Source organism: Sphingobium sp. TomTYG72 (assembly GCF_055394715.1).
In genome coordinates this window covers 385475-411264 of the sequence record NZ_AP027337.1, presented here as the reverse complement: position 1 = coordinate 411264, position 25790 = coordinate 385475, and the positions used below count along the sequence as shown (strand labels likewise).

27 protein-coding genes are annotated in these 25790 nt (G+C 62.3%); 12 read left to right on the top strand and 15 right to left on the bottom strand.

All coding sequences use genetic code 11. From position 1 onward, the window contains the following. Window positions 1–102: 102 nt before the first annotated feature. On the bottom strand, window positions 103–906 hold the full coding sequence (locus ACZ5U1_RS15320) for an SDR family NAD(P)-dependent oxidoreductase (RefSeq protein ID WP_464780746.1): 804 nt from the start codon (window positions 904–906) through the stop codon (window positions 103–105). Between the two features lie 159 nt (window positions 907–1065). On the opposite strand from ACZ5U1_RS15320, the gene ACZ5U1_RS15315 reads away from it, so the two are divergent. Next, on the top strand, window positions 1066–1905 hold the full coding sequence (locus ACZ5U1_RS15315; RefSeq protein WP_464780745.1) for an SDR family NAD(P)-dependent oxidoreductase: 840 nt from the start codon (window positions 1066–1068) through the stop codon (window positions 1903–1905). On the opposite strand, the gene ACZ5U1_RS15310 is transcribed toward ACZ5U1_RS15315, so the two are convergent. From ACZ5U1_RS15310 to pobA, 4 genes are all read right to left on the bottom strand, one after another. After that, a complete protein-coding gene (locus ACZ5U1_RS15310; protein ID WP_464780744.1) occupies window positions 1889–2080 on the bottom strand; it encodes a hypothetical protein in 192 nt (63 codons plus the stop codon). The genes ACZ5U1_RS15315 and ACZ5U1_RS15310 overlap by 17 nt on opposite strands. A gap of 66 nt (window positions 2081–2146) precedes the next feature. Further along, window positions 2147–2359 carry a hypothetical protein gene (locus ACZ5U1_RS15305; protein ID WP_464780743.1) on the bottom strand — a complete coding sequence of 71 codons (213 nt, stop codon included), beginning with the start codon at window positions 2357–2359 and terminating at the stop codon, window positions 2147–2149. 100 nt (window positions 2360–2459) lie between these two features. Beyond that, window positions 2460–2597, bottom strand: a complete 138-nt coding sequence (locus ACZ5U1_RS15300) for a hypothetical protein (protein ID WP_464780742.1) — start codon at window positions 2595–2597, stop codon at window positions 2460–2462. A 171-nt stretch (window positions 2598–2768) separates the two neighbouring features. Further along, window positions 2769–3938 (bottom strand): 4-hydroxybenzoate 3-monooxygenase, encoded by a 1170-nt coding sequence (pobA, locus tag ACZ5U1_RS15295; RefSeq protein ID WP_464780741.1) that lies wholly within the window; start codon window positions 3936–3938, stop codon window positions 2769–2771. A 109-nt stretch (window positions 3939–4047) separates the two neighbouring features. On the opposite strand from pobA, the gene ACZ5U1_RS15290 reads away from it, so the two are divergent. Further along, entirely contained in the window at window positions 4048–4926 is an 879-nt protein-coding gene (locus tag ACZ5U1_RS15290; RefSeq protein WP_464780740.1) for a helix-turn-helix domain-containing protein, read from the top strand. A 42-nt stretch (window positions 4927–4968) separates the two neighbouring features. On the opposite strand, the gene ACZ5U1_RS15285 is transcribed toward ACZ5U1_RS15290, so the two are convergent. The 3 genes from ACZ5U1_RS15285 to ACZ5U1_RS15275 form a co-directional block, all read right to left on the bottom strand. Continuing rightward, window positions 4969–5325, bottom strand: a complete 357-nt coding sequence (locus tag ACZ5U1_RS15285) for a cupin domain-containing protein (RefSeq protein ID WP_464780739.1) — start codon at window positions 5323–5325, stop codon at window positions 4969–4971. 24 nt (window positions 5326–5349) lie between these two features. Beyond that, window positions 5350–6660: an NAD(P)/FAD-dependent oxidoreductase gene (locus ACZ5U1_RS15280; protein ID WP_464780738.1), complete on the bottom strand. Its 1311-nt coding sequence runs from the start codon at window positions 6658–6660 to the stop codon at window positions 5350–5352. Between the two features lie 119 nt (window positions 6661–6779). Further along, complete coding sequence (locus ACZ5U1_RS15275; protein ID WP_464780737.1) at window positions 6780–7871, bottom strand: AraC family transcriptional regulator; 1092 nt, start codon at window positions 7869–7871, stop codon at window positions 6780–6782. Between the two features lie 106 nt (window positions 7872–7977). On the opposite strand from ACZ5U1_RS15275, the gene ACZ5U1_RS15270 reads away from it, so the two are divergent. From ACZ5U1_RS15270 to ACZ5U1_RS15260, 3 genes are read left to right on the top strand one after another with little or no spacing between them, the layout of a single operon-like run. Further along, window positions 7978–9384 carry an aldehyde dehydrogenase family protein gene (locus ACZ5U1_RS15270; RefSeq protein WP_464780736.1) on the top strand — a complete coding sequence of 469 codons (1407 nt, stop codon included), beginning with the start codon at window positions 7978–7980 and terminating at the stop codon, window positions 9382–9384. Between the two features lie 28 nt (window positions 9385–9412). Continuing rightward, a complete protein-coding gene (gene hpaE / locus ACZ5U1_RS15265; RefSeq protein ID WP_464780735.1) occupies window positions 9413–10918 on the top strand; it encodes a 5-carboxymethyl-2-hydroxymuconate semialdehyde dehydrogenase in 1506 nt (501 codons plus the stop codon). Next, window positions 10915–12342: an NAD-dependent succinate-semialdehyde dehydrogenase gene (locus tag ACZ5U1_RS15260; protein WP_464780734.1), complete on the top strand. Its 1428-nt coding sequence runs from the start codon at window positions 10915–10917 to the stop codon at window positions 12340–12342. Before hpaE ends, ACZ5U1_RS15260 begins: the two co-directional genes overlap by 4 nt. Before the next feature lie 11 nt (window positions 12343–12353). Here the strand turns inward: ACZ5U1_RS15260 and ACZ5U1_RS15255 are convergent, their stop codons facing one another. Continuing rightward, on the bottom strand, window positions 12354–12815 hold the full coding sequence (locus ACZ5U1_RS15255) for a MarR family transcriptional regulator (RefSeq protein WP_230463394.1): 462 nt from the start codon (window positions 12813–12815) through the stop codon (window positions 12354–12356). An 80-nt stretch (window positions 12816–12895) separates the two neighbouring features. Between ACZ5U1_RS15255 and ACZ5U1_RS15250 the strand changes: the two genes are divergently transcribed. The 4 genes from ACZ5U1_RS15250 to hpaD are packed head-to-tail and all read left to right on the top strand — an operon-like array spanning window position 12896 to window position 15561. Next, entirely contained in the window at window positions 12896–13519 is a 624-nt protein-coding gene (locus ACZ5U1_RS15250) for a fumarylacetoacetate hydrolase family protein (protein WP_464780733.1), read from the top strand. Next, the gene (locus tag ACZ5U1_RS15245) at window positions 13516–14268 is read left to right on the top strand and encodes a fumarylacetoacetate hydrolase family protein (protein WP_464780732.1); all 753 of its coding nucleotides are present in this window, start codon (window positions 13516–13518) and stop codon (window positions 14266–14268) included. Before ACZ5U1_RS15250 ends, ACZ5U1_RS15245 begins: the two co-directional genes overlap by 4 nt. A gap of 15 nt (window positions 14269–14283) precedes the next feature. Continuing rightward, the gene (locus ACZ5U1_RS15240; RefSeq protein ID WP_464780731.1) at window positions 14284–14688 is read left to right on the top strand and encodes a 5-carboxymethyl-2-hydroxymuconate Delta-isomerase; all 405 of its coding nucleotides are present in this window, start codon (window positions 14284–14286) and stop codon (window positions 14686–14688) included. Between the two features lie 24 nt (window positions 14689–14712). Further along, entirely contained in the window at window positions 14713–15561 is an 849-nt protein-coding gene (hpaD, locus tag ACZ5U1_RS15235; protein ID WP_464780730.1) for a 3,4-dihydroxyphenylacetate 2,3-dioxygenase, read from the top strand. Window positions 15562–15615: 54 nt separating this feature from the next. Here the strand turns inward: hpaD and ACZ5U1_RS15230 are convergent, their stop codons facing one another. After that, window positions 15616–16809 (bottom strand): MFS transporter, encoded by a 1194-nt coding sequence (locus ACZ5U1_RS15230; RefSeq protein ID WP_464780729.1) that lies wholly within the window; start codon window positions 16807–16809, stop codon window positions 15616–15618. Next, on the bottom strand, window positions 16809–19118 hold the full coding sequence (locus ACZ5U1_RS15225; protein WP_464780728.1) for a TonB-dependent receptor: 2310 nt from the start codon (window positions 19116–19118) through the stop codon (window positions 16809–16811). The genes ACZ5U1_RS15230 and ACZ5U1_RS15225 overlap by 1 nt, the downstream gene beginning before the upstream one ends. On the opposite strand from ACZ5U1_RS15225, the gene ACZ5U1_RS15220 reads away from it, so the two are divergent. Next, the gene (locus tag ACZ5U1_RS15220) at window positions 19117–19308 is read left to right on the top strand and encodes a hypothetical protein (RefSeq protein WP_464780727.1); all 192 of its coding nucleotides are present in this window, start codon (window positions 19117–19119) and stop codon (window positions 19306–19308) included. The two genes, ACZ5U1_RS15225 and ACZ5U1_RS15220, sit on opposite strands and share 2 nt — an antisense overlap. Before the next feature lie 64 nt (window positions 19309–19372). Next, the gene (locus tag ACZ5U1_RS15215) at window positions 19373–20164 is read left to right on the top strand and encodes an SDR family NAD(P)-dependent oxidoreductase (RefSeq protein WP_464780726.1); all 792 of its coding nucleotides are present in this window, start codon (window positions 19373–19375) and stop codon (window positions 20162–20164) included. Window positions 20165–20194: 30 nt separating this feature from the next. Here the strand turns inward: ACZ5U1_RS15215 and ACZ5U1_RS15210 are convergent, their stop codons facing one another. The 3 genes from ACZ5U1_RS15210 to ACZ5U1_RS15200 all read right to left on the bottom strand — a co-directional run bounded on the left by ACZ5U1_RS15210 (window position 20195) and on the right by ACZ5U1_RS15200 (window position 23652). Continuing rightward, a complete protein-coding gene (locus ACZ5U1_RS15210) occupies window positions 20195–21232 on the bottom strand; it encodes a phosphotransferase enzyme family protein (RefSeq protein ID WP_464780725.1) in 1038 nt (345 codons plus the stop codon). Then, a complete protein-coding gene (locus tag ACZ5U1_RS15205; RefSeq protein WP_464780724.1) occupies window positions 21232–22521 on the bottom strand; it encodes an aspartate aminotransferase family protein in 1290 nt (429 codons plus the stop codon). Before ACZ5U1_RS15205 ends, ACZ5U1_RS15210 begins: the two co-directional genes overlap by 1 nt. A 228-nt stretch (window positions 22522–22749) precedes the next feature. Further along, complete coding sequence (locus tag ACZ5U1_RS15200) at window positions 22750–23652, bottom strand: helix-turn-helix domain-containing protein (protein ID WP_464780723.1); 903 nt, start codon at window positions 23650–23652, stop codon at window positions 22750–22752. A 111-nt stretch (window positions 23653–23763) separates the two neighbouring features. On the opposite strand from ACZ5U1_RS15200, the gene ACZ5U1_RS15195 reads away from it, so the two are divergent. Next, entirely contained in the window at window positions 23764–24819 is a 1056-nt protein-coding gene (locus ACZ5U1_RS15195; RefSeq protein WP_464780722.1) for a Rieske 2Fe-2S domain-containing protein, read from the top strand. Between the two features lie 12 nt (window positions 24820–24831). Here ACZ5U1_RS15195 and ACZ5U1_RS15190 read toward each other — a convergent pair whose 3' ends face one another. Next, window positions 24832–25770 (bottom strand): Gfo/Idh/MocA family oxidoreductase, encoded by a 939-nt coding sequence (locus ACZ5U1_RS15190; RefSeq protein WP_464780721.1) that lies wholly within the window; start codon window positions 25768–25770, stop codon window positions 24832–24834. Window positions 25771–25790 lie beyond the last annotated feature (20 nt).

Below are 25790 nucleotides of genomic sequence, written 5' to 3'. Positions count from 1 at the left end.
GCGCTGCCGTCAAGATCGGCGAGAGACCGGGTCTCACGTTTGACAGGATCGCCGCCGCGCAGGCGGGGTTTGACCGCCTGCGCGTCGCTCACCCTGCGATGTTCAGCTATCCGGGCCGAGGTCGGGCGCCCATGCAGCGCCGTTGATATGCGCACCTCCATCGACGAACAGCGTGTTGCCGGTCAGGTATCGCGCGTCCTCGCTGGCCAGGAACAGGGCAACGCCGCCGATGTCGGCCTCCGGATCGCCCATTCGGCCCATCGGATTAGCTGCCGTGGTGGCCGCGGCGATCTCCGGCTCCGTACGTTCAAACTCCCGGTAACCGGCGGAAACGGCGGCGGGGCAGATGATGTTTGCGCAGATGCCGTAGCCTGCCCATTCTCTTGCCGCGCTGCGCGTATAGGCGCGAAGGGCTTCCTTGCCGACATTATATTCGGCGGTCCCCATATGCGCGTTGACGCCGTTGAGCGACCCGATGTTGATGATGCGGCCCCAATGTCTGCTGCGCATGTGCGGGAACGCCGCCTCCATCGACCATTTCGCGGCGTAAAGACACATGTTCATGCAGGATTCGAACTGCGCGTCGGACAGGTTTTCGATGCGTTGCAATCCGCCGCCGCTAAAGGCGTTATTGACCAGGACGTCGATAGAACCGAACCGATCGACGCAGGCCTGAACGGCACCGACGACGTCATCACGCACCGCAACATCACATTTGCGGAAGTCGGCATCCACCCCAAGGCCGCGCAATTCCTCCACGACCTCCACGCCTTTGTCTGCATTGAAATCCGCGACCAGGATCGACCCGCCTTCCTGCGCAAACCGCAGCGCCATGCCCCGGCCAATTCCATCCGCCGCTCCGGTAATCAGCGCTGAACGCCCGGCCAGCCTTTTTCCCACGCTCACGCCTTCATCTCCTACATCTATTGCATCGTTCCTGACGACAGGGTTAATCAAACGATGACTCTTGTCAACAAACTAAGTCTATGGTTTATCGCTCGGCGATGGTGTTTAAAGGCGATAGTCGGCAAAGTCCGGGAGAGGTTTGGGGGGTATGGCCCGATCATGAAACAGAGTGAAGAAGTTCAACCACCCGTGGCGTTGGTCACCGGGGCGACGCGGGGCATCGGCCGTGCAATAGCGATCGCCCTTGGCCGCGCGGGCTTCGCCGTCGCAGTGACCGGGCGCACCATGGCGGAAGGCGCCGGCCGTATGGAGAGCATGGGGGGCACGCCTGTGCCGGGCAGCGTGGCATCGACAGTGGAAGCGATAAGGGCGGCTGGCGGTCAAGCGATGGGCGCGCGGATCGACCTGCTCGATCGCGCATCCATCGATGAAGGGGTCGCGGCGGTACTCGACCGCTGGGGGCGGATAGACGTGCTGGTGAACAATGGCATCTACCAGGGGCCGGTTATCCTCCAACCGATCATGGACGTCGCGCTGGAAGACGCGGAAAGAGCGATCACCGGCAATTTCCTGAACCAATTTCACCTGAGCCAGATCGTGCTGAAGACGATGGTGGCACAGGGTTCAGGACGAATGATCTTCATGACGACCTTGTCCTCCATCGAAGTCGCCGCCCGCTCTCCGGGTGTAGGCCTCTTCTATCTTGCGCCCAAGGCAGCGTTCAATCGTATCCCGGACCATATCAACCAGGAGCATGGCAAGGATGGCGTCAGCGCCTTCCTGATCGAACCACGCTTCACCATGACGGACACGCTGCGCGCGGCCATGGGGGATCAGGCTGAAACGCTCGGGTCGGGAGAAGCAGCGCGCGATCCGGAGGAAACCGCACAGACTGTCGTGTGGTTGGCGAGCCACGCGGACGCCCCGGCCCTGGCCGGACCAGAAATGATTAACGCGCCGGACTTCTTCACCGAACGAGGGATTACGCCGCCGGGATGATCCCGTCCGCGTCAATGCGCGCTTCACGATTGTCGGCGGGACGCGTGGCAAAGGCCTCCTCGCTCTCGCCCGCGAGAGGATATTCTGGCGCCATTGTTAGCCGGAAGCACGCCAAGCAGGTGTAACCTTGGCGTACTTCCTTGACGATCAGGTCAGACCCGGAAGGCAGTTCCATTTCATCAGCTCACGACGATCTGACCTCGCGGACTGGCAGCGGTCAATTGATATTCTCGAGATACGCTTAGAACTCACGCAGGATTTCCCGCAGCGTCGTACCTTCATATTCGGTGCGCACCGCGCCCGCCTTTTGAAGGGCAGGGATGACGCCGTTGACCAGTTCGTGAATCTGGCGATTGTAACCCGACCCTTCGATCAGGAACCCGTCGCCGCCCACTTCGTCCATGACAGCCATCATCTTTTCGGCAACCTGCTCGGGCGTGCCGCTAAAGTCCATGCCGCTCGCGCGCTGGTGTGGCCGCCTGCCACAATGTCATGCGGCACGGGTACGTCGAGGTCATATTGGGAGAAGTCGACATCCAGCGACGACGATGCCATCACGATATTATGCTCGTGGTCGAGAGCAGGCGGGCGAGCAAATAAAGCGGATAGAAGGTTTTGATGCCGTCGTGATGGCTCGTGCGCTGGTTCATGATCCCGCTATCGTCAACCGCTTCCGCGAAGATCCCTCGCACCACAGCGCCTGCGACTCCTGTAACCGTTGCGTGGCCTTGATGTACACGCCATCGGGCACCCACTGCGCAATCAGCAATAATGTCCTTTCACCAGAGTGGAACCGTGTGCCTGCGGCAGAGGTAACGGCATGCTGACGGTTAGCCGACCAGGGCGGATACCCTAAATCCTTTTCAAAGCGGCAATCCCACATAATTTTCCGCGATAGCCGCCTGCGCCGCCCTGGAAGAGGCAATATAGTCTAGCTCAGCAACCTGCATTCGCCGGTCGAACGCATCCATTTCCGGAAAGCGGTGCATCAGCCGCGTCAACTGCCAGGAAAATCGTTCCGCTTTCCAGATCCGCGCCAGCGCCTGCTGGGAATAGCCCGCTATCGCGTCCCCGTCCCCCCGCCGGAACCATCCGATCAAGGCTGCAGAAAGGTAGAATATGTCCGACGCCGCGAGGTTCAGCCCCTTCGCTCCCGTCGGCGGCACGATATGCGCGCTGTCCCCCGCCAGCATAAGCCGCCCATATTGCATCGGCTCGAATATGAAGGATCGCAGCGGCGCGATCGACTTCTCCAATGCTGGCCCGCGTACCATCCGCGCGCCCGCTTCAGGCCCCAGCCGCACTGCCAGCTCATCCCACAGCCGATCGTCCGGCCAATCCTCGATCCGTTCATCCAGTGACACTTGAATATAATAACGGCTGCGCGTCCCCGACCGCATTGACGCCAGTGCAAAGCCGCGCTCATGATTGGCATAGATCAGTTCGTCATCGCACGGTGGCACGTCCGCCAGGATGCCGAGCCAACCGAACGGATATAGCTTCTCATAGGCCGTCGCCACGCCAGCCGGAATGGCTCGCCGCGAAGGGCCGTGAAAGCCGTCGCAACCGCAAATGAATGCGGCGTCAATCCGCTCCTGCCGGTCATCCTTGCGATAGGTCAGGTACGGGGCGTCACTATCAATGTCATGCAGTGCCACCTCATCGGCTTCGTAGATGATCTCCAGACCACGCCCGGCCGCCGCTTCCATCAGGTCGCGGGTCAATTCCGTCTGGCCATATACCATGACCTGCCGTCCGGTCAGGCCCGCGATGTCGATGCGGATCGACCGCTCGCCGCTGGCCAGGTGAAAACCGTCATGCGGCAACCCTTCACGATGCATCCGCTCGCCAAGGCCCAACCGGTCCATCAAATCCGTCATGGTCCGCTCCAGCACGCCTGCGCGGATGCGGCCCAGGACGTAGCTGGGCGATGCTCGCTCCACCACGATGACCTCCAGCCCCTCCGCCCGAAGCAAATGGCCGAGCAACAGCCCGGCAGGCCCCGCGCCTATGATGGCGACCTGCGTCTTCATGAAAGCTCTCCCGCATCTGACGCCGTGCATGATGTGCGGAACGCGCCTTGCCGGACATGGGCGAACTGGCCTATGACTTGGATGATCCAGCAGCTTTCTATGGCGAACCATGGCCAATCCCGTCCACAGCTTTTACCTTTATGGAGAGCCTCAGCGCAGCGTTGCGGAGGGCTTTGTCCATGTCGAAAGCCTGGACGACCGCTCCCGCCCCAGCGAGTGGACGATCCAGCCACATCTCCATCGCGATCTCAACCATATCATCCTCATCGCGGAGGGCGGCGGATCGATGCGGGCGGATGGGGAAAGCGTCACATTTGAAGCGCCCTGCCTGCTGCTGATCCCGGCCGGGATCATCCACGGCTTTTCCTGGCACCGCGACTCGCGCGGGTGGGTGACGACCATCGCGGACAGCTATCTGCGCCACCTGCTGGAGCGTGACGCCGACCTTCAGCCGCTCTTCCGCGCGCCCCGCGCCATCGCCATACCCAGCGCCGCCGAAGTGGAAACCCGCATCGGCGCGCTCGCCCGCGAGCTTGCATGGTCCGGGCCGGGACAACGCGCGGCGGTCGAAGCGCTCCTCCTCTGGCTCATGGTCCAGGCGCTGCGCCACGCCGCCCTGTCCGACGCCAGCGCCAGCAGCGGCGGCCGCCAGGCCCGTCTCGTCGCCCGCCTGCGCGATCGGATCGAACAGCGTTTCCGCCATCGCGAGCCTGTCGCCGACCACGCCCGCGCGCTGGGCGTCAGCGAAACCGCGCTCCGCCAAGCCTGCGCCCGCGTCGCAGGGCTCTCCCCTGCCGCCATGCTCGACGAGCGCGCCCTGCTCGAAGCCCGCCGCCTGCTCCTTTATTCCAACCTGTCGGTCGCGGAGGTCGGCTATGCCACGGGGTTTGACGACCCCGCCTACTTCTCCCGCTTCTTCGCCCGCCACACCGGCCGCTCACCCCGCGACTGGCGCGCCGCCCGGGGACAGAGTGTCAGCGGCGGATAAGGGCGCATCTCTCACCCCGCCCCCGATATGACTCCCTTCAACTCAAGCGATCGCGACATAATTTTTGGTAAAACGATCGCTATGGATTTCCCACAGGACCGACGTGCCGCGTTCGACGAACCATCCATCTCCGGGACCATAGGTCGTGGCTTTACCCGTGCTCTCGTCTGTCAGCGTAACGCTGCCTTCGACCACGATGGCATGTTCGGAAAAAGGATAAGTCATGCGGAACTTGCCCTTGACCGTCGCGAAATATCCGCATGAAATCGGCATGTCGGGCGATCCATGGACCATCTTGCCAAAGCACAATCCCTCGCCCTGGACTATTTCGGAACCCAGGTCGGCAACAGTGCCCCAGCTATCAAGGTCTGGAACAACATTCTGATGAATGGCGAACATGATTACCCTCCTATGCCCCGCTGATCAGCGGCGGCCATTGAAAAAACCCGAAATTTGATGCCAGGTCTTGGCGCCCGATAACATGCCCCGGCGCAGCGAATCCTTGCCCAGTACGCGCAGATGCGGGATCGAACTCATCAGGTCGTAGCGGGCCGATCCTTCGCTCATTCCCTCTGCCAGCACCTTGCAGACGATATGCGACGGGGTGACGCCAAAGCCCGAATATCCCTGAACAAAGAAAGCGTTCGGGCGGCCGGACAAGGTCCCGATCTGGGGAAACAGATTGGCGCTGCACGCCATCGGCCCGCCCCAGGCATACTCAATCTTCACATCCTTGAGATAAGGGAAAGTCTTGAGCATCAACGGCCGGGTCCAGGCAGCGATGTCGGACGGAAAATATTCGACCATCTGCGTGGCCGATCCATAAAGCAGACGGTTGTCAGCGGTGACGCGATAATAGTCGATTACCGGCCTGATGTCGCTATAGGCGCCCCGGATCGGACTGATACGCTGGATCAGTTCATCAGGCAGCGGCTCGGTCGCGATCTGATAAGCATAGGTGTTGATCGTCTTCCCGTATATTTCCGGTTCCAGACCGGCCAGGAAACTGTCGCAGGCCCAGAGCAGCTTGGACGCCCGGACGCTGCCTGCATTGGTGCGGACGGTGATGCGGTCGCCATATTCGACGCTGATAACCGGGCTGTTTTCGAATATCCGCGCGCCATGACCAACTAGAGCCATGGCTTCGCCAAGCAACAGGTTCAGCGGATGGACATGGCCACCCCCCATATGCTTGATAGCGCCAGCGAACCGGTCCGATCCGATCACCTTCTGGACGTCCTTGCCCACCAGCAATTCTATATCCTCGCCGGGGCTGGCGGCACGAAATTCATCAACCCAACCGCGCAGCGTTTTGAGTTGGCGATCATTGTAGGCGAGATAGGCGTAACCGCGCTGGACGTCGGCATCGATGCCATATTTTTCCGCCCGCCCGCGTAGAATGCCCGCGCCCAGGCTGGCAATGTCGAACAGCGTCTCCAGCCCTTCCTTGCCAACATGCCGAGCAACCTTGTTGATGTCGTGACCGATGCCCGCCATCACTTGCCCGCCATTACGGCCCGTGCCGCCATAACCCAAATGGCGCGCTTCCAGGACAACGCTGTTGGTGAAGCCTTTCTCGGCAAGTTCAAGCGCGGTGTTGATGCCTGAAAAGCCACCGCCGATCACGACGATGTCGACGTCAATGTCCTGCGTCAGGCGGGGATATTGAACGTCATATTTTTTCGTGGCCGTGTAATAATTGAGGGCGTCCAGCCGCCGCATCACGTCTCCCATCGACCCTCTCCCCAAAGTTCAGGAGAAAATCTGGCCCGGAAATGATCGCACCGATATGGCAGGTTGCGACAAGAAAATGGCAAAATGCGCCAACGGCTGTGTGACGGACGGGGCGAGGTTTATCCCCCCCGCAGCACCTTCCGTCCCCGCACCAGGGAGCGCCCAGTCCAGTTCCGATAGGCACGAGACAATACCGACCGCTCCGAATAGCCGAGGGCCTGCGCCAGCCCCGCTACATTCCCCCGTCCTTCGCCCAGCCGCGCATCTGCCAGCCGCGTGCGGTGATCGCGCAGCAACTGACGTAGCGAAGTTCCCTCTTCGGCAAGACGGCGTTGCAGGCTACGAGCGGGAAGACCCAGCGCGGCTGCGATCCCCTCCAGCGTGATCGGGCGCTTGTCGAGATACATGCCGATCAGCCACTCAACGCGTCCGGCATAGCTGTCCTCCGCTAGGTGGACCTGGAGCAGTTCGGTGACGTGCCGCTCCAGAACGTGCAACAGGTCACGATCCTCCACACGGTTGATCCGCTCGACATCCTGCTTCGCCAGCAGCAATCCGTTCGTAGGCTGATCGAACAATATCGGCGCACGGAACAATCGGCGCAACGGCCCGGGGTCCGCTGGCGCGGCATGTTCGAAATGCACCTCGATCGGCCACCATGGGGTTGTCAGGCAGCTGCGGATCAGCTCGCAAGTCGCCATCACCGCATATTCCGCGTCCTGCCGCCGGGGCCAAATCCGCGGGTCGTGGATCCGGTACGCCCACAACATATGCTCGCCCGCATTCAGAAGACCGGAGGACGTCGATGTCTGAAAGGCGGGCAGGTAGCGGCCCATGCGCGCGAAGGCATCGCCAAGCGTGCCCGACAGGGAAAAGAGCAATCCGGTAGGGCCAATATCGGCGGGCCGGAAACAGCTGCCCATCTCCGCGCCCAAATGCGGCGCGTCGAGCAGGTCGGCGGCGTCCTCCAACAGCGCGACATAATGGGCGAGCGGCATGATCGCGTAAGGATCGAGCAATCCGGCAAGGGCAACCTCGTGCCGGGCCAGCAGTGCGGCGACCTTTTCATCATCCTTGTCGATCCGCTCAAGCAGGCGTTGAACGCTCACCGCCCTGATAGTCGGAACCTGCGGCGCGCCGGATGATTTTCGCTGCGGCAATGTCGTGCCCTCGCCTTTATTTTCGCGATGCGGTTCGCGTCTGTCCATCATGAAAATGCCAATCGCGGAAACAGAAAACCATATAGAGATCCATCCCTTGAATAATTTATCATGATAAGTTATTGCAGCCAACATCTAAGCAGAAGGATGGCCGCGAATGACATATGCTGGCGCTATCATAGCTGGGTCGCCTGAATATGGCGAAACGCTGTCCACTATAGCGAATCCCGCGACCGGGGATGCTGCGGGGGCGATTGCCACAGTTGATGCTGCGGCATGCGAACGCGCAATCGCGGCGGCGCGTGCCGCCTTCGCCGGATGGGCTGCGACGCCCGATGCGGATCGGCAGGCCGCTGTTGCCCGCTGCGCCGACATCATCGAAGAGCATGCCGAAGAACTTGCCCGGCTGCTGACCGCCGAACAGGGCAAGCCCCTGAACGGCATGGGCTCGCGTTTCGAAGTGGGCGGCGCGGCGGCGTGGACGCGACATACGGCGGGTCTGGTGCTGCCGGTCGAATATGTGCAGGACGATGAAGCCGCGCATATCGCAATCCATCGCCGTCCGCTGGGCGTGGTCGCGGCGATCACGCCGTGGAACTGGCCGCTGATGATCGCCATCTGGCAGATCATGCCCGCGATCCGCGCCGGGAACACGGTGGTGATCAAGCCGTCGCCCTTCACCCCGCTGACCGCCTTGAAGCTGGTCGAATTGTTGCAGTCGGCGCTGCCGCCCGGCGTCCTCAACGCCGTCGCTGGACCCGATGAGCTTGGCGGCGTGCTGACCAGCCATCCCGACATCGCCAAGGTCTGCTTCACCGGGTCCACAGCGACGGGGCGCAAGGTGATGGCGAGCGCGGCGCCGACGCTGAAGCGCCTGACGCTGGAGCTGGGCGGCAATGATGCGGGCATCGTCCTGCCCGATGCTGACCCGCACGCCATTGCCGAAGGGCTGTTCTGGGGCGCGTTCATCAACAACGGCCAGACCTGCGCCGCGTTGAAGCGCTTGTTCGTCCATGACAGCATCTATGATGCCGTGTGCGATGCGCTGGTCGCCTATGCCGCGTCGGTCAAGACCGGCCCGGGCACGGAGGAGGACAGCCTGCTCGGCCCGCTGCAAAATGACATGCAGTTCCGCAAGGTCGCCCGACTGGTCGATGAAGCGCGCGCGGATGGCGCGCGGGTGTTGACCGGCGGCAGCCCGATGGCGGGCGCAGGCCTTTTCTATCCCGTCACTCTGGTCGCCGATGCAAAGCCCGGCATGGCGCTGGTGGACGAGGAACAGTTCGGCCCCGCGCTGCCGATCATCCGCTATTCCGATGTCGGCGAAGCGATCGCCTCCGCCAACGCGGCGGAGGTCGGTCTGGGCGGGTCGGTCTGGTCGTCTGACATCGATCGCGCCCGCGACCTCGCGCTGCAACTGGAATGCGGCACCGCCTGGGTCAACAAACATGGCGCGATCCGTCCCGACACCCCCTTCGGCGGGGTCAAGGCGTCGGGCTTCGGCGTCGAGTTCGGGCCGCATGGCCTGAGTGAATTTCTGTCCTTTCAGGTGCTGCATGACTGAAGCGGCCCTTTCATCCCGGAGTTTGCCGATGACTGACAAGCGCGCCCTTGCCATGGCGGCGATCGATCGTTTCACCGCTGCCCCGCTGGGCCATTTCATCGGCGGCAAACCGGTCGCGGGGGAAGGGACGCTGTTCGACATACTGGAACCGGGCACGGGCGATGTGCTGGGCCAGTGCGCCGATGCGACCGAAGCGCAGCTGGAGGCCGCCGTGGCCGCCGCGAGTGAGGCGTTTCCCATCTGGGCGGCCACCCCGGCTGACGAACGGCGCAGGGTCCTTAACCGCATGGCAGACCTGATCGTGGCTCACGCGGACGAGATCGCGGCGGTCGAGTGCCTGGATGCCGGGCAATGCTGGCGCTTCATGTCCAAGGCGGCGCTGCGCGGGGCGGAAAATTTCCGCTTCTTCGCCGACCGCGCACCCACCGCCGCTGACGGGCAGGCACTGTCGGCGCCCGATCATCTTAACTACACTACGCGCAAGCCGATCGGCCCGGTCGCGGTCATCACCCCGTGGAACACGCCCTTCATGCTGTCCACTTGGAAGATCGCGCCCGCCCTGGCGGCGGGATGCACGGTGGTGCACAAGCCCGCCGAATGGTCGCCCTATTCGGCGCGGCTGCTGGTCGAAATCGGCGCGGAAGCCGGGCTGCCCGCGGGCGTGTTCAACGCGGTCAACGGCCTTGGCGAAACCACCGGCCGCCGCTTGACCGAGCATCCGGGCATCAAGGCCATCGCCTTCGTCGGCGAATCCTCCACCGGCAGCGCGATCATGCGGCAGGGCGCGCAAAGCCTGAAGCGGGTGCATTTCGAACTGGGTGGCAAGAATCCCTGCATCATATTCGACGATGCCGATCTGGATGCGGCCCTGGATGCGGCGATATTCATGATCTATTCGCTCAATGGCCAGCGTTGCACATCCTCGTCCCGACTGCTGGTCCAGCGCAGCATCTACGACGCCTTCGTCGCGAAGGCAGCCGAGCGGGTGAAGGCGCTCAAGGTCGGCGACCCGTTCGATCCGGCGACAGAGGTCGGCCCGCTGATCCACCCGCGCCACTTCACCAAGGTCGCAAGCTATGCCGGGATCGCCGTGGAGGACGGCGCGACCATCGCCGCTGGCGGCAGGCCGATCGATGGAACGTCGGGCTTCTTCTTCCAGCCCACGCTCTTCACCCAGGCCGAACAGTCGATGCGCATTGCGCGCGAGGAAATTTTTGGCCCGGTGCTGACGGCGATCCCCTTCGACGATGAAGCCGACGCGATCGCCAAGGCTAATGACGTCGATTACGGGCTGGCGGGCTATGTGTGGACCCGCGACCTTGCCCGGTCGCTGCGCGTGTCGGAAGCGCTGGACGTCGGCATGGTGTGGGTGAACAGCGAGAATGTTCGCCACCTCGCCACCCCGTTCGGCGGGGTAAAGGCAAGCGGCATCGGCCGGGATGGCGGCGACTGGAGCTTCGACTTCTACATGGAGACGAAGAATGTCGCCCTCGCGCGCGGCACGCACCAGACGCCGCGACTGGGGGTCCAGTGACACTGGACCTGAGGCCTGACGCTTGTCTGATCGGCGGTGAGTGGCGCAGCGGCAACGAATGGCTCGACGTCCGCAACCCCGCCGACGATAGCCTGATCGCGCGCGTGCCCGCCATGGGTTCGCGGGAGACGCAGGAAGCGATCGCGGCGGCGGCGGATGCGCTGCCCGGCTGGGCCGCCCTCCCCGCCTCCGCGCGCGCCGATGCGCTTCGCCGCTACCATCAGCTGGTCATGGAGCATCAGGAGGAGCTGGCGCGCATCCTGACCGCCGAGCAGGGCAAGCCGTTGGCCGAGGCGCGGGGCGAGATCGCCTATGCCGCCAGCTTCCTCGAATGGTTCGCGGCCGAAGCCATGCGCGCCTATGGCGAAGTCATCCCGGCGACGCAGGCGGACCGCCGCATCATGGTGATCAAGCAGCCGGTGGGCGTGGTCGCCGCGATCACGCCATGGAATTTCCCGGCGGCGATGATCACCCGCAAGCTCGCGCCCGCGCTGGCGGCGGGATGCACCATCGTGATCAAGCCCGCCGAACAAACGCCGCTCACCGCCTTCGCGCTGGGGGTGTTGGCGCAGGCCGCCGGGATTCCGCCGGGCGTGGTCAACATCGTCACGGGCGACCCCGTGGCGATCGGCGGCGCGCTGACGGCAAGCCCCATCGTGCGCAAGCTGAGCTTCACCGGATCGACCCGTACCGGCGCGCTGCTCTATGCACAATGTGCGCCTACCGTGAAGAAGCTCGGCCTCGAACTCGGCGGCAACGCGCCCTTCATCATATTCGACGATGCCGATGTCGACGCGGCGGTAGCGGGCGCGATGATCGCCAAGTTCCGCAATGGCGGCCAGACCTGCGTCTGCGCCAATCGCTTCTATGTCCAAACCGGCATCTACGATCGCTTCGTCCAGGCCTTCGCCGCCGCCGCCGCTGCGCTGACGGTCGGCCCCGGCGACGCGCCCGGCACCGCGATCGGCCCGCTGGTCGATGATGCGGCGGTCGCCAAGGTGACGGCGCTGATCGCCGACGCCAGGGCGAAGGGCGCGGTGCCGGTGGGCACGGAAAGGCCTGTCGAAGGCCGGTTCGTGCCGCCCATGATCCTGGCCGATGTGACGCCCGGCATGCGCCTTTTAGAGGAAGAGATTTTCGGCCCCGTCGCGCCGGTCATGCGCTTTGCCGACGAGGCAGAGGCCATACGCCTGGCGAATGCGGTGCCCGATGGCCTTGCCGCCTATGTCTATACAAGCGACCTCGCGCGCAGCTGGCGCGTGGGTGAAGCGCTGGAGGCCGGGATGGTCGGCGTCAATACCGGCGCTATCTCCACCGAGGTCGCGCCCTTTGGCGGCATCAAGATGTCGGGCCTTGGCCGCGAAGGATCGCGCCATGGGCTTGACGATTATCTGGAACTCAAAACGATGACGGTCGCGCTATGACGGGCTGGCCGTCAGCGGTCGGGGGAAAAGCGTTCGAGCGCCTTGGCCAGTTCACGCGCTTCGGCAATGAAGTCGCGCAGCCGCTTCTCGCCAAAGGCTTCGGCATAGGCGGACAGCATGGGCACCGTATAAACCGCCGTGCCCTCCACCAGCTTCCGCCCTTCGTCGGAAATGGAAATGACCGATCGGCGGCCATCGTTCGGATCGATGCTGCGAACGACCCATTGACGTTCGGTCAATTCCCGCAGGATGCGCGTGACGGTAGGGGCATAGAGCAAGGCTTCCTTGGCGATGCTGCTTGCGTCCAGCTCATCGACTTCGGCCAGTACGCGCAGCACGCGCCATTGCTGTTCAGTCACATTCGCTTCCCGCAGGATCGGACGGATCGGCGCCATCACCGCTTCGCGCGCCGCCAGCAAGGTGCCCGCCAGCGATTGCGAATATCTGGTCAGTCCCGCCTTTGCCTTCGCCACGTCCACCCCCTTCAGCGGAAGCCCCGGTTGATTCCGGTGCAACCGCTTCCCCTGTTACCCTGTGCCCGCGAGAGGACAAGATGATGATTTGCAATGGGCACATCTATGGGGTGGTCCTGAACGACCGGGACGAGTTGACCCGGCTCGCCCCGGCCTTTCATGAAAAGCCCTATCTCGCGCCTCCAGCGGCGCCCGTGGTCTTCATGAAACCTGCGGTGACCCTGTCGCGCGGCGCCGTGCGGCTCGAACCGGGACGAAGCGCCGTGGCGGCGGCGACGGTCGCGCTGCTGATCGCGCGGGACACGACCGGGGTGAGCGCGGAAGACGCGCTGGACTGTGTCGGCGCGGCCGCCATCGCCGTCGATATCGCGTACGGACAGGCCGATTATTATCGGCCTGCCATTGCGCAACGTAATGCCGATGGCTCCCTACTGATGGGAGAATGGCGAGCGCCCGCTCTGCCTGATCAGGTCACGACTTCTGTGGATGGCAAAGTGGCGCATGAATGGCCGCTCGACCGCCTCATGCGCGCACCGGGCCAACTGATCGCGGACATATCTGCCTTCCTGACGTTGCGGGCAGGCGATGTGCTGCTGATTGGCCTGCCCGGCGACGCCCCCGAAGTGGAGGCGGGCATGGCTTTACGCGCGGAGGCGGCGGGTTTCGCCCCGGCCACTGCTCTTGTTGAGGAGTATGCACGATGAAGCGTGCGCGCATCTATCATCGTGGCCGGGACATATGGGTGCGGGTGTCGCAGGACGAACAAAGCCTGATCCTGCCCGGTGGATCGTCCATCCCCGCCGCGTCCGCGCAATGGCTGCCGCCGGTCGTCCATGGCGCGGCAGTCTATGCGCTGGGCCTCAACTTCGCCGATCATAACAAGGAACTTGGTTTTGCCCCGAAGCTGGCGACGCCGCTTGTGTTCATGAAAGGCGGCAATTGCTTCGTCGGGCATGAAGGCGACACGCCCCGACCCGCCGACGGCAACCAGATGCATCCCGAATGCGAGCTGGTGGCAGTGATCGGTCGGCCCGCGCACAACGTGGCGGAGGCCGAAGCGCTGGCCTGCGTCAGCGGCTACACCGTCGCCAACGACTATGCGATCCGCGAATATCTGGAAAATTACTATCGGCCCAATGCGCGGGTGAAGAACCGTGATGCGACGACGCCGATCGGCCCATGGATCGTCGATGCGGCGGACGTGCCCGACCCGCAGGCGCTGAAGCTGACGACCCATGTGAATGGCGAGCTGGTTCAGGACGGCACGACCGCCGACATGATCATGTCCGTGGCGGATCTGGTCGCCTATCTGTCGCGCCACACCACATTGATGCCCGGCGACTTGATCCTGACCGGCACGCCGCAGGGCGTCCATTTCTGCGCGCCCGGCGATACGGTGGTGACGCAGGTGGAAAGTGTCGGGCGGCTGGTCAATCATCTGATCGCGGCCTGAAGGGGAGGAACGCGCATGGCCCATGCAACTGTCGAATATACCGCCAATATCGAGGGCGCGTTCGACCTCGACGCGCTGCTCGCCCTGATCGCGCGCCATATGCGCGAGGAGGCCGATGGCGTGTTCCCCGTTGGCGGTATCCGCGTGCGCGGCATCAGGTTGGACCATTATGTCATCGCCGATGGCAAAGGGCCTGACGACGCCTTCGTCAATATCGACGTCAAGATGGGCGCGGGCCGTCCCGCCGAGTTCCGCCAGGCCTATTTCGATGCCCTGTTCGCCGCCATCCGCACCTTTCTGGACCCGCTGTTTGCGCAGCGCCCGCTGGCGCTGTCCATGTATGTGGAGGAAGCAGAAGGCTGGAAGGCGAACACCATTCACCAGCGACTGCAAAAGGCAGGCGTAGTTCACGGCGCATAGGTTTTGAGGAAAAGGAGTGCCGCAATGGGCAAGGTTTCACTGGTGGCCAAGATCACGCATGTGCCGTCCATGTATCTGTCGGAACTGGATGGCCCGCACAAGGGCTGCCGCGAGGCCGCGATCGAAGGGCATCGGATCATCAGCCGCCGATGCCGGGAATTGGGCGTCGATACGCTGGTCGTGTTCGACACGCACTGGCTGGTGAATTCAGGCTATCATGTGAACTGCTCGGCACGGTGGGAGGGCGTCTATACCTCCGGCGAGCTGCCGCATTTCATCAAGGACATGCCCTATGCCTGCGACGGCAATCCGGCGCTGGGCGAATTGCTGGCGGCGGCGGCCACACAGGCGGGGGTGCATACGCGCGCGCACCAGATCGCGTCGCTGGAGCCGGAATATGGCACGCTGGTGCCGCTGCGCTACATGAACCCGGACCAGCATTTCCGCGCCGTGTCGGTGTCGGCGCTCTGCATGGTGCATACGCTTGAGGATTCCATGACGCTCGGCCGCGCCATGCGCGAAGCGGTGGAGCGCGACTATGACGGCAATGTCGCCTTCCTTGCCAGCGGGTCACTGTCCCACCGCTTCGCCCAAAATGGCGAGTCCGAAGAATATAGGGACAAGATCTGGAGCCCGCTGCTCGAAGCCGTCGATCGGCGTGCCGTGGAAATGTGGGAACAGGGCGAATGGCGCAGCTTTGCGGGCATGTTGCAGGACTATGCCAGCAAATGCCATGGCGAAGGCTTCATGCACGACACCGCGATGATGATGGGCGTGCTGGGCGGCGCCGACTATACCGGCAAGGCCGAGGTCGTGACGCCCTATTTCCCCTCATCGGGTACTGGACAGATCAACGCCATCTTTCCGGTATGACGCGCTGAAACTCTCCTGTGCTCCTGCCGCGCAGGAGCGCCTATTCTTCCGGGATCAGTTAGCGTCGGCGAAAGCGCCATGGGGATGGATCATGATGACATGCCGCTTGCGCAGCGGCAGGATCAACAGGACGAAACTGAGCAGGAAGCAACCGATGCAAACCGCTTCCACCAGGGTGAAATCGCCGCTGCCGATCAGGCGTCCCGACAGGATCGGCCCGCCCCCCAGGCCGACCATCTGCACGGCGATCGCGGCGCGCATCATCAGGCCCTTGCCGTCCATCTCGTTGACCGCGCCCAATATGAAGGGCTGCACCATGTTCCAAAGGAAGTTGAACCCGCACACCCCAATCAGGAAGACCGTGGCGCCCGGCTTGCCGATCAGCATGCCGATGCAGGCGACACCCCCCAATATTCCCGCCGCGAAGACGGACATGCGTCCGATCCGTTCGGCGAGCACAATGGCGGCAAGCGCGCCGCCCACCGCCACGACTTGAGAGATGAAGAGGGCATCGGCAACCTTTTGTTCGCCAAGACCAGCCGCAATGCCGATCAGGAACAGGTTCGCCCATGCGATGCCCTGCGCCAGATTATAAACCAGAACGCCGGTAAGCGCAGAAACCATGAGCAGTCCAGACGATCGCGGCGCGACCTGTCCTTCGTGCCGATCGGCGTCACTGGACGATCGCGGCAAAAAAGGTGCGCAACCGATGGACAGCAGCGTCGCCGCCATGAAGATCAGGAATATCCCCTTCAGCCCGATCGTCGCAAACAGCATCGGCGCCTGCCATATGCCGAACGCGCCGTAAGCGAGCAGGAGGACGAGATAATAAGCCAGATTACGGTCGGTGCGCCGGGTCAGGCCCACAAAGCTGAAACTCAGGCTGATGACCCCGCCCTCACCCAATCCGGCGAGGAAGCGCGCTGCGCCGAAGCCGCTTCCTCCCGCCGTCACCGCCGACGCCAGATTGCCCGCGCCCGCGACCAGCAGGCATCCGATGGTCAGCATGCGCCAGTCGAAGCGGTTGCCCACGAACGCCAATATGACGGTCATCAGCGCGACGGCCGACATCTCGATCCCGGCCAGGTCCACCGCCTGCGCCTCGGTCAAGTGGAGCTGCGTGACGAAACCCTGAACCAGAGCGGGCTGCACGATGAAGGACAGGACGCCGATCGTCCCCAACAGGACAAAACTGGCGATGGCCAGCGGATGGTCGGGGTGGGATCGATCGCGCGCCGGACCCCGCATCACAGGGACACCCGCACCGTCGCGCCATAGCTGGCGGGCGGCGCATAATAGGATGTCGTGCCAAGGATGCCGAGGTTCAGGGTATAGGCCCGATACTGCTCGCCAAAGACGTTCTTGCCCCATAGCGATACGTCGAACCGCTTGCTTGGATCGGTCCAGCTGATCGACGCGTTCGTCACATTATAAGCGGGCTGGACCGAAGAGGCGGCGTTGGTGACTTCCAGATACTGCTTGTCGTACCAGGCTCCATCGACCTGCACCGCGCCCGTGCCTGCGCCGACGTCGAAATCATAGCGGACAAGATAGTTCAGGCTGAACCGTGGCGCGTTGGGGAATTCCGCGTTCCTGACGGTCGCATCGGGAAAGACGCAGCGGAAGGCGCCGCCGATATTGGTGCAATATTGCGCGTCCGGCGCGCCGGGGAACAGTTCCGGCCCGATCTGTTCACCCGCGGCGCGCACGGTCTTGACCTTGGACGTTTCCCAACTGCCGCCCAGCATCATGTTCAGATGTTCTACCGGCTGCCAGGTAAGTTCAACTTCCGCGCCGGTAGCGAGCGCATCGCTATTCGACACTTGCGGCGTGCCGCCGATCATGGCGAACGCCTGATAATCTTCGTAAATATAGTGGAACAGCGTGGCGTTGACCCGCAATTTCTGATCCGGGGTCGACAGCTTCGCGCCAAGTTCGAAACTGTGCAAGGTTTCGGGCTTATGCTGGAACAGTTCCGCCGTCACCGTCGGGGCGAGCGTCCAGTTTCCGCCCTTGATGCCGCGATTATAGGACGCGAACAGCAACAGGTCGCGATTGGGCTTGTAATTGATCGACACGCGCGCGGCGTAATCGCCATGGCTGATGCGGTTCGCGCCGGGTCGCTGGCTCGCAAATGTCTCGTCAGTCGCAAGCGTCTGGTCCGGAAAACCCGCATCGCTGAGCGTCGAGATATAATCCATGGACTTCGTGTCCTTGGAATAGCGCAGACCCGCGATCAGCGACAAGGCGGGCGACAACTGATATTCGCCCTGCCCGAACACGGACCAGTTCTTCGACACCAGCGAATAGCGTTCAAGCACGCGCGGGGCGTTGGCCGAACCATTCAGGTCGATAGCGTTGCCGATCACGGGCGCGCCGATCGTGGTCATCGTCCCCTTGGTGCGCATGTCGAGATAATAGCCGCCGACCTGCCACTTGAGCGGCCCGGACTCGCCCGACAGGCGCAATTCCTGCGAAACCTGGTCATATTTGGCGGTCGTGCCGAACACGATCACTTCGATCGGCAGGCCGTCACCATCCTCCAGATAATCTTTCTTGAGACTGGTATAGTTGGTGATCGACGTCAGTTCGACCTCGCCCAGCGACCAAGTGACGTTCGCCTGGCCGATATGAACGCGGCGATTGAGGTGCCCCGCCGTGCCGGAGAAATTGTCATAGGGCGACGCTTTCGCTCCGGTAATGCCATTGACCACACCGCCGGGACCATTGGTCAGCCCTGCGGAGTTGACGCGGCAATAGCCATTCGCCTCGAATACGCAATTTTCGAAGGAATAGGCGCCGGTCGGCACTTCATGGTCGCGCGAATATTTATACCATAGTTCGACCATCAAGTCGGGCGTCACGTCGATCTGCGTTGTCGCGCGCAGGGAAAAGGCGTTCTGCCCGCCGACATCTTGCCCAGAACTGACCAGACCATTGGCCGCGTCGGTATCCTTCGCCTTGATATAGTTGCCGCCCAACGCCCGGCGCATGGACAGGCGAGCGCGCCAGCCTTCCGCAATCTGTCCGCCCACGGCGCCTTCCAGCGAGCGCTGCCGAAAACGGCCATAGCTGCCCTCGACATAGCCGTTCAGGTCGCGGTCGGTCGCGCCATGGCTGAGATAATGGACGACCCCGCCCGTAGCATTGCGTCCGAACAACGTGCCTTGCGGGCCGCGCAGCACCTCCACCCGTTCGATGTCGAACAATTGTCCGCTGATGCCGTTGATCGAACCCATATAGGCATTGTCGGTATAAACGGCGACAGGTGCTTCCAGATAGTCGGTGAAGTTGTTCTGAGAAATACCGCGCAGGTTGAATATCGTCACATTGGGCGACCATGCATTGATGTGCATCGCCGGGATCTGCTGCGTGATTTCAGTAGTGTTGGTGATACCCAGCTTCTTGAGTTGATCGCCGGAATAGGCAGAGATAGACACCGGCACGTCGCGCAGGCTCTGTTCGCGTTTTTGCGCAGTGACGGTAATTTCGCCGAAGGGACTGGGAGGCGTTGGCGTCGGATCGTTCTGAAGCGGTGGAGAGGCGTTCTGTGCCATGAGCGGCTGGCTGCACAGCAACATCGCCGTCAAGGATACCGAGCTCAACCGTGAAGCAGACAAGGTCATCATCAATCTCCCCCTATTTTGTCACTGCCGCGTCCAACATTGTTATGGTTATTCGACAGGTCGTTCGGCCAACCGTCATGGCGGCACAGGCGAAAGCTTCTCACTCAAGCCTATTGAGTAACTTATCATGATAAGTTACTCAATAGGGAAATTCGGCCGTATCCACAATCACCAGAGAATGAGAGATGGCGACAAGATTTGACGGCAAGGTCGCGCTGATAACGGGCGGCGGCAGCGGGATCGGGGCCGCCACAGCGCAACGTATCGCGAACGAAGGCGGCCGGGTCGTCTTGTTCGGGCGGCGGCACATATCGCTGACGCAGGTCGCCGAACAATGCAATGGCATCGCGATTGTGGGCGACACCACCAGCCCAGCCGACGTACAATGGGCGGTCGACAAGACGACGGCGGAGCTTGGCGGCCTCGACATTCTGGTGGTCAGCGCGGGCACCGAACAATTCGGATCGGTGGAAAGCATTTCGCTGCCCGACTGGCATCGCGCGTTCGACGTCAATCTGGATGGCGCGATGATGGCGGCGCGGGCTGCCATCCCGGCGATGCGCGCGCGCGGCGGCGGGTCGATCATATTGATATCATCGGTTGCTGCCTCAGCCGGAGCGCCGTCCTATGCCGCCTACTGTGCATCAAAAGCGGGGTTGCTGGGGCTTAGCCGGTCGATCGCCTTCGACTATGGACCGGAAAATATCCGCTGCAACGCGATGTGCCCGGGCTGGACGCTCACCGAAATGGCGCAGCGCGAAATTCAGGACATGGCGCGGGAAAAAGGCATCGATCCCGCCCGGCTTCAGCAAGAGCTGACCCGCGCCTACCCCTTGCGACGCATGGCGCGGCCCGACGAGATGGCGGCGGTCGTCGCCTTCCTCGCGTCCGATGATGCATCCTTCATGACGGGGACGGCGCTTAGCGTCGATGGCGGCGGCGGCATCGTCGATGTCGGCACTCTACCTTTCCTGTAACTGTCAGCAGTGGTTCAGCATTTCCGACGACTACGACTTCGTCTTCAGATACCGTTCCGCCAGATCGCACGTCCGTTGGATTATCATCGGCCCCTGGGTCTGCGCCGTTTCCGTTTCATAGCGCGTTTGCGTCCAGCCCATATAGGTCGTGCCGCGCAGGAACAGGAAGAGCGGCAACAGCGCTTCATGCTCGGCGGGCAGCACGCGCTCCTGACGATAACCGCGCAGCAGCGCTTGCGTCAGCGGCGCATAATCCTCCTGATGATGCAGGAAGAACAGCGCGGTCGCCAGTTCGAACATATGCCAACCAAAGCCGCAATCGTCGAAATCGATCAGATTGATCCGCTCGCCGTCGAACAATAGATTTTCCGGCACGAAATCGGCGTGGATAAGGCCGTATCGATCGCCATCCATGCCAAAGGCCGCCAAGTCGCGCGCGGCGTGCTTCCGCGCTTCCTGCAATAGTGCAAGCTGCGCCGATGTCAGCCCCGGCATTTCCCAGAAGCGCCCCCAAAAGGGTTCCGATCCGATCAACCCATCCGCGTCCCACGCATGACGCACCATCGTCCCCGCACTTGCGCATGCGTGCGAATGACCATGCACGCGGGCCGCAAGCGCCCCGACTTTTTCCATTGCCGCGATTGCATCCGCGCCAGTCAGGGACAGGCCGTGGTCCGCCGACCCGATCGGCGTTCCGGGCAACCATTCGAGGAAATCGACCTGGCGCGGCTCTGGCACTGCGGGATGCGCCACCGCGACCAGCGCCTCGCCCGTATGGCTAAGCGCGGACAGGGGCGCACCCACGCCCGCATCGGCCAATGACCGCATCCAGGCGAGTTCCGATCGCAGCGCCTCGGGGCTGTGGTATCCATATCGGTGGATGCGCACGGCAAAGCGGCGGCCATCGTCGCGGAACACCGAAAATACGGCATTCTCCCGATATTTGACGGGCGTCAGCTCCGTGAAGCGCCCCGGCCATTGCGTCAGCGCCGCTTCCGCCAGCAGTTGAAGCGCGGCGATCTGTTCATCCGGCGTCCGGGAGTAAAAAGCGTCGTTTGATGCGGGCATCAGCAGGCCATTTCTTCCAATGTTTCGTCAAGCGCCGCCAGAAGGATGTCCGCCTGTTCGCAGGTGAACACCATCGACGGCCGCATCTTGAGGATGTTGTCGAATGGACCAATGCGGCTGAGCAGCACGCCCTTGTCCTTCATCGCGTTGACGATCCGGCCCGCATGGGGCGAAGGTTCTTTCGTCGCGCGATCCGCCACCAGTTCAAGGCCGAAGAACATGCCGCGACAACGCACATTGCCGATGATCTCATAGCGCATCATCAACGCCTTCAAACGCTCTTCGACATAGGCGCCAACGGTGGCGGCGTTGGCGATCAGCCCTTCATTCTCTATGACGTCCAGCACTGCGGCGGCGGCGGCCGTCGCCACAGGGTTTCCGCCGAAAGTGTTGAAATAGTTCGCGCTCCGGCCAAACTCGTCGATCACGTCATAGGTCGATATGACGCTGCCGATTGGGAAGCCATTGCCCATCGGCTTGCCGGTGGTGATGATGTCTGGAATGATGCCGTGATATTGATGAGCCCACATCGCGGCACCAGTTCGGCCAAAGCCTGATTGCACCTCGTCCGCGATGATCAGGCCACCTGCCGCACGCACCAGTTCGACCAGGCCGGTAAGGTATCCGGGCACGAATTCGGGCAAGCCTTCATTGGCCAGGGAAGGATCGATCAGCAGGGCCGCCAGCTTGACGCCACTATCCTGCAACGAAGCGATCGCGCCGCGCGCCTCATCCAGATAATGACTCGCCAACTCGGCGTCGGATCGGCCCAATCGGTGGCGATAAGGGTCGGGCACCTGCACCAGCCGGGCGAAGTCCGGAAAGGGTTCAGGGACTGGAAAGGCGGTGCACAGGGATGCGAGCACTGCCGAATTGCCATGATAATTGACGCTGCTGGCGATGATGCCCGTGCCGCCCGTCACATGCCGGGCGATGCGCAGAGCCAGCTCGTTCGACTCCGTCCCGGTACATGTGAAGAAGACGCCGGCATGATCATAATCGGTAGTGGCGGCCAGCCGTTCGGCGTAATCGACGACATTGTCGTGCAGATAGCGCGTATTGATGTTGAGCGTCGCCAATTGCCGCGACGCAGCCTCCACCACATGGGGATGGCAATGGCCGACATGCGGCACATTATTATAAACGTCCAGATATCGGCGCCCTTCCGCGTCCAACACCCACGCTCCCTCGCCCCGGACCAAATGCAAAGGCTGGTCGTAGAAAAGCGGCGCGCCCGTCCCCAGCACCTGCCTGCGTCTTTGCAGGAGAGATTGGTCGTCATCATTCATGCAGGGCATCTCCCAACTCACTCATGATTTTATTTATCATGATAATTTATTGCCGTCCAGAGCGCCGCAGTCCAAGTTTACGCTCTAGGGCCGATCGACATTCAGGAGATGGCGAGCCGAAAATGGTGGTTTTCCGTGACCCGGAGCACAGCGTACTCAAAGTACGTGAGCACCGGAAGCGCGGAGAACCGCCATTTGCAGGCCGCCAGAACTGAATGTCGATCGGCCCTAATCCTTGTTCTCGTCGGCCAGCTTGCGCTGCTGCGCCCGCCAGCGGGCCGGAGACAGGCCGGTTTCCGCGCGAAACGCCCGGCCGAAATGCGCCGGATCGCTAAAGCCCAATGCAAAGGCGACATCTCCCGAATTAAGGGCGGTATAATGGAGCAGCCGCTTTGCCTCCAAAAGGACCCGGCCCCGGATCACTTCAGACGCATTCCGCCCCGCCCCTTCCCGGCACGCGCGATTGAGCAGATAGGGCGTCGTTCCCAGCTGCGCGACATAGGCATCGACCGTGCGGCACTCCCGAAATCTCTGTTCGAGCAGGCTGATGAAGCGGGAAAACAGCGTGGCTGCCTTCGGCGGGGCATGGCACGCAAGCCGGTCGGCCTCGAACAAGCGGGCGAGCATGACCATGATCAGTTGCACGTGCGCGCTCACCACATTTTTCAGGCCCCAGGACGGAAACTGATGTTCTCGTTCCAGGTCCAGAAACGCCTCCCGTACGCGGCCAGTCAGTTCCGCAGGCATTTTCGAGATCAGCGGGTTCCGGGCAAGCGCGTCAACCGGCACGGCATCGACATGGTCAAGGACGTTGGACAGGAAATCATGCGACAGGCTCAGCACGATGGCGTCGGCCGCCGCGTCCGCCCTGAAACCGTGGACCGCGTTCGCGGGTATCCATGTCAGCGTGCCGGGCGAAAGGTCATGCTCTGCGCCGTCGATGGTGAAACGGCCTTCGCCCTGCAACCAATAGGAAAGCTGATGCAGGTGGGGATGGACGTGCGGCTCGACATTACCATGGTGCAGCGTGCCGCGATCGCTGATTCTCTCGACATGGATAAAGCGCGGATCGAGATCGCGGATATGTTGTCCGTAGATGAAATAATAAGGGGGCATGGTGGACTGCGGCACCGCCTAAATCCTATTCGATTTTTGAGTAAATGGCCAAAGCTTTTCGCACGTCACCAGCGCCGTGCTCCTTCTTAAATGCCATGTTGGGGCAAGGATTGAAGGAGAGACAGGATGTTCATTCGCGACGCATGGTATGTCGGCGCATGGAGCCACGAACTGGACGTGACGTCGATGATGTCGCGCAGGTTGCTCGGCGACAACATCCTGTTCTTCCGCACGACGGGCGGCAAGGTGGCCGCCATTCGGGATCGATGCAGCCACCGCTTCGCTCCACTGTCGATAGGGCGGCGGGAAGGCGACTGCGTACGCTGCATGTATCATGGCCTGTTGTTCGACGCCGATGGAAAATGCATCGAGGAACCCGGCCGAAAGGGGGTCAGCCCCAACACCAATGTGCGCAGCTACCCGACGGTCGAACGGTACAAACAGGTATGGATATGGATGGGCGACCCGGCAAAGGCCGATCCCAACCTCATCCCCGACTGCCATTATCAGGACGATCCGGCCTGGGCGTCCATTCCGGCATATATACATTACAAGGCCGATTACCGTCTGATCCTGGATAATCTCCTCGACTTTTCCCATTTGACCTATGTGCATGAAAATACGCTGGGCGGTTCAGCGACGATCGCCCATATTCGCCCCAAGATCGAGCGGGATGCCGACAAGGTGCGGCTGACCCGCTGGTATTTGGGGGAGCCGGGCATCGCCCCTTATCTTAAGGGCTTCAACACGTTCGAAGGCCCCGTCGATCGCTGGCATATTTATGAATTGCACATCCCGGGCAATGTGTTCCTGATGGATTCGGGCAGCGCCCCTGCAGGCAGCGGCGCCCCCGAAGGCCAGCGCGTCAGCGAGGCGATGCAGTTCCGCGCGACGCAGATCGTCACGCCCGAGGACGAACAGAACAGCCACTTCTTCTGGAGCTATGCCCATAACTTCAACATCGGCGACCGCGAATTCACGGCGAAACTCGCCGCTCGCATAGCCGAAGGCTTCGAAGAGGACCGGCTAATGATCGAAGCGCAACAGGGCGAGGTCAACCGCAGCGCCGGGGATCAAATGGCGTTCATCATCGCCGATAACGGCCTGGCGCTTGGCCGCCGCATCATCGAGGAAAGACTGGCCGCAGAGAAAGCCGGGGCCGGCAATGGCGGCCCCCAGTGATTCCGCCGCTTCTCACTCCAACTGCTTCTCCAGCTCCCCAAGCACCCGATAGCAGTCGAACACCTTCGCCACGCTCGAATTAGCCTCCCGCCCCTCCCGGATCGCGCTCACAAATTCGCGGTCCTGAAGCTCGATCCCGTTCATCGACACGTCCACCTTGGACACGTCGATCGGCTCTTCCTTGCCGTTCACCAGATCATCGTAGCGCGCGATATAGGTGCCCGTGTCGCCGATATAGCGAAAGAAGGTCCCCAGCGGCCCGTCATTATTGAAGCTAAGCGAAAGCGTACAGATCGCCCCGCTCTCGCTCTTCAGCTGGATCGACATGTCCATGGCAATACCAAGCTCGCGATGGATCGGCCCCTGCATCGCATGCGCGTCCACGATCCGCCCCGCCTGATAGGCGAACAGGTCCACCGTGTGCGCCGCATGGTGCCACAACAGATGGTCGGTCCACGACCGCGCCTCACCCTTCGCATTGATGTTCTTGCGCCGGAAGAAATAGGTCTGCACGTCCATCTGCTGGACGTTGAACTCGCCCGCCTTGACCTGCTGATGCACCCATTGGTGGCTCGGGTTGAAGCGCCGCGTATGCCCAACCATGCAGGTCAGCCCCGTCTCCTGCTGCTTGGCCAGCACCGCCAACGCATCGCCCCAACTGTCGGCCAGCGGTATCTCGACCTGAACATGCTTGCCCGCATCCATGCAGGCGATCGCCTGTTCCGCATGCATCTGCGTCGGCGTGCACAGGATCACCGCATCGACATCATCGCGCGCCAGCGTCTCGGCGAGCTCAGTCGTCGCATGCCCGATCCCATATTTCGCCGCGATCGCCTGCGTCGGCTCCAGATTTCGCCCGACCAGCGAGGTGACGGTCACACCGTCGATATTCTTCAAGCCATCCAGATGCTTTTCACCAAAAGCCCCCGCACCGGCCAGCGCGATTCTCATATACTAACTCCTCATCTTAC

Coding starts and splice junctions, on each gene's coding strand:
- ACZ5U1_RS15230 (WP_464780729.1), bottom strand. CDS start 16,809: ATGCGGGGTCCGGCGCGCGATCGATCCCACCCCGACCATCCGCTGGCC.
- ACZ5U1_RS15240 (WP_464780731.1), top strand. CDS start 14,284: ATGGCCCATGCAACTGTCGAATATACCGCCAATATCGAGGGCGCGTTC.
- ACZ5U1_RS15210 (WP_464780725.1), bottom strand. CDS start 21,232: ATGCCCGCATCAAACGACGCTTTTTACTCCCGGACGCCGGATGAACAG.
- ACZ5U1_RS15195 (WP_464780722.1), top strand. CDS start 23,764: ATGTTCATTCGCGACGCATGGTATGTCGGCGCATGGAGCCACGAACTG.
- ACZ5U1_RS15315 (WP_464780745.1), top strand. CDS start 1,066: ATGAAACAGAGTGAAGAAGTTCAACCACCCGTGGCGTTGGTCACCGGG.
- ACZ5U1_RS15275 (WP_464780737.1), bottom strand. CDS start 7,871: ATGATGGACAGACGCGAACCGCATCGCGAAAATAAAGGCGAGGGCACG.
- pobA (WP_464780741.1), bottom strand. CDS start 3,938: ATGAAGACGCAGGTCGCCATCATAGGCGCGGGGCCTGCCGGGCTGTTG.
- ACZ5U1_RS15245 (WP_464780732.1), top strand. CDS start 13,516: ATGAAGCGTGCGCGCATCTATCATCGTGGCCGGGACATATGGGTGCGG.
- ACZ5U1_RS15290 (WP_464780740.1), top strand. CDS start 4,048: ATGGCCAATCCCGTCCACAGCTTTTACCTTTATGGAGAGCCTCAGCGC.
- ACZ5U1_RS15285 (WP_464780739.1), bottom strand. CDS start 5,325: ATGTTCGCCATTCATCAGAATGTTGTTCCAGACCTTGATAGCTGGGGC.
- ACZ5U1_RS15270 (WP_464780736.1), top strand. CDS start 7,978: ATGACATATGCTGGCGCTATCATAGCTGGGTCGCCTGAATATGGCGAA.
- ACZ5U1_RS15305 (WP_464780743.1), bottom strand. CDS start 2,359: ATGGACTTTAGCGGCACGCCCGAGCAGGTTGCCGAAAAGATGATGGCT.
- ACZ5U1_RS15220 (WP_464780727.1), top strand. CDS start 19,117: ATGAGCGGCTGGCTGCACAGCAACATCGCCGTCAAGGATACCGAGCTC.
- ACZ5U1_RS15225 (WP_464780728.1), bottom strand. CDS start 19,118: ATGGCACAGAACGCCTCTCCACCGCTTCAGAACGATCCGACGCCAACG.
- ACZ5U1_RS15310 (WP_464780744.1), bottom strand. CDS start 2,080: ATGGAACTGCCTTCCGGGTCTGACCTGATCGTCAAGGAAGTACGCCAA.
- ACZ5U1_RS15250 (WP_464780733.1), top strand. CDS start 12,896: ATGATGATTTGCAATGGGCACATCTATGGGGTGGTCCTGAACGACCGG.
- ACZ5U1_RS15215 (WP_464780726.1), top strand. CDS start 19,373: ATGGCGACAAGATTTGACGGCAAGGTCGCGCTGATAACGGGCGGCGGC.
- ACZ5U1_RS15190 (WP_464780721.1), bottom strand. CDS start 25,770: ATGAGAATCGCGCTGGCCGGTGCGGGGGCTTTTGGTGAAAAGCATCTG.
- ACZ5U1_RS15205 (WP_464780724.1), bottom strand. CDS start 22,521: ATGAATGATGACGACCAATCTCTCCTGCAAAGACGCAGGCAGGTGCTG.
- hpaE (WP_464780735.1), top strand. CDS start 9,413: ATGACTGACAAGCGCGCCCTTGCCATGGCGGCGATCGATCGTTTCACC.
- ACZ5U1_RS15280 (WP_464780738.1), bottom strand. CDS start 6,660: ATGGGAGACGTGATGCGGCGGCTGGACGCCCTCAATTATTACACGGCC.
- hpaD (WP_464780730.1), top strand. CDS start 14,713: ATGGGCAAGGTTTCACTGGTGGCCAAGATCACGCATGTGCCGTCCATG.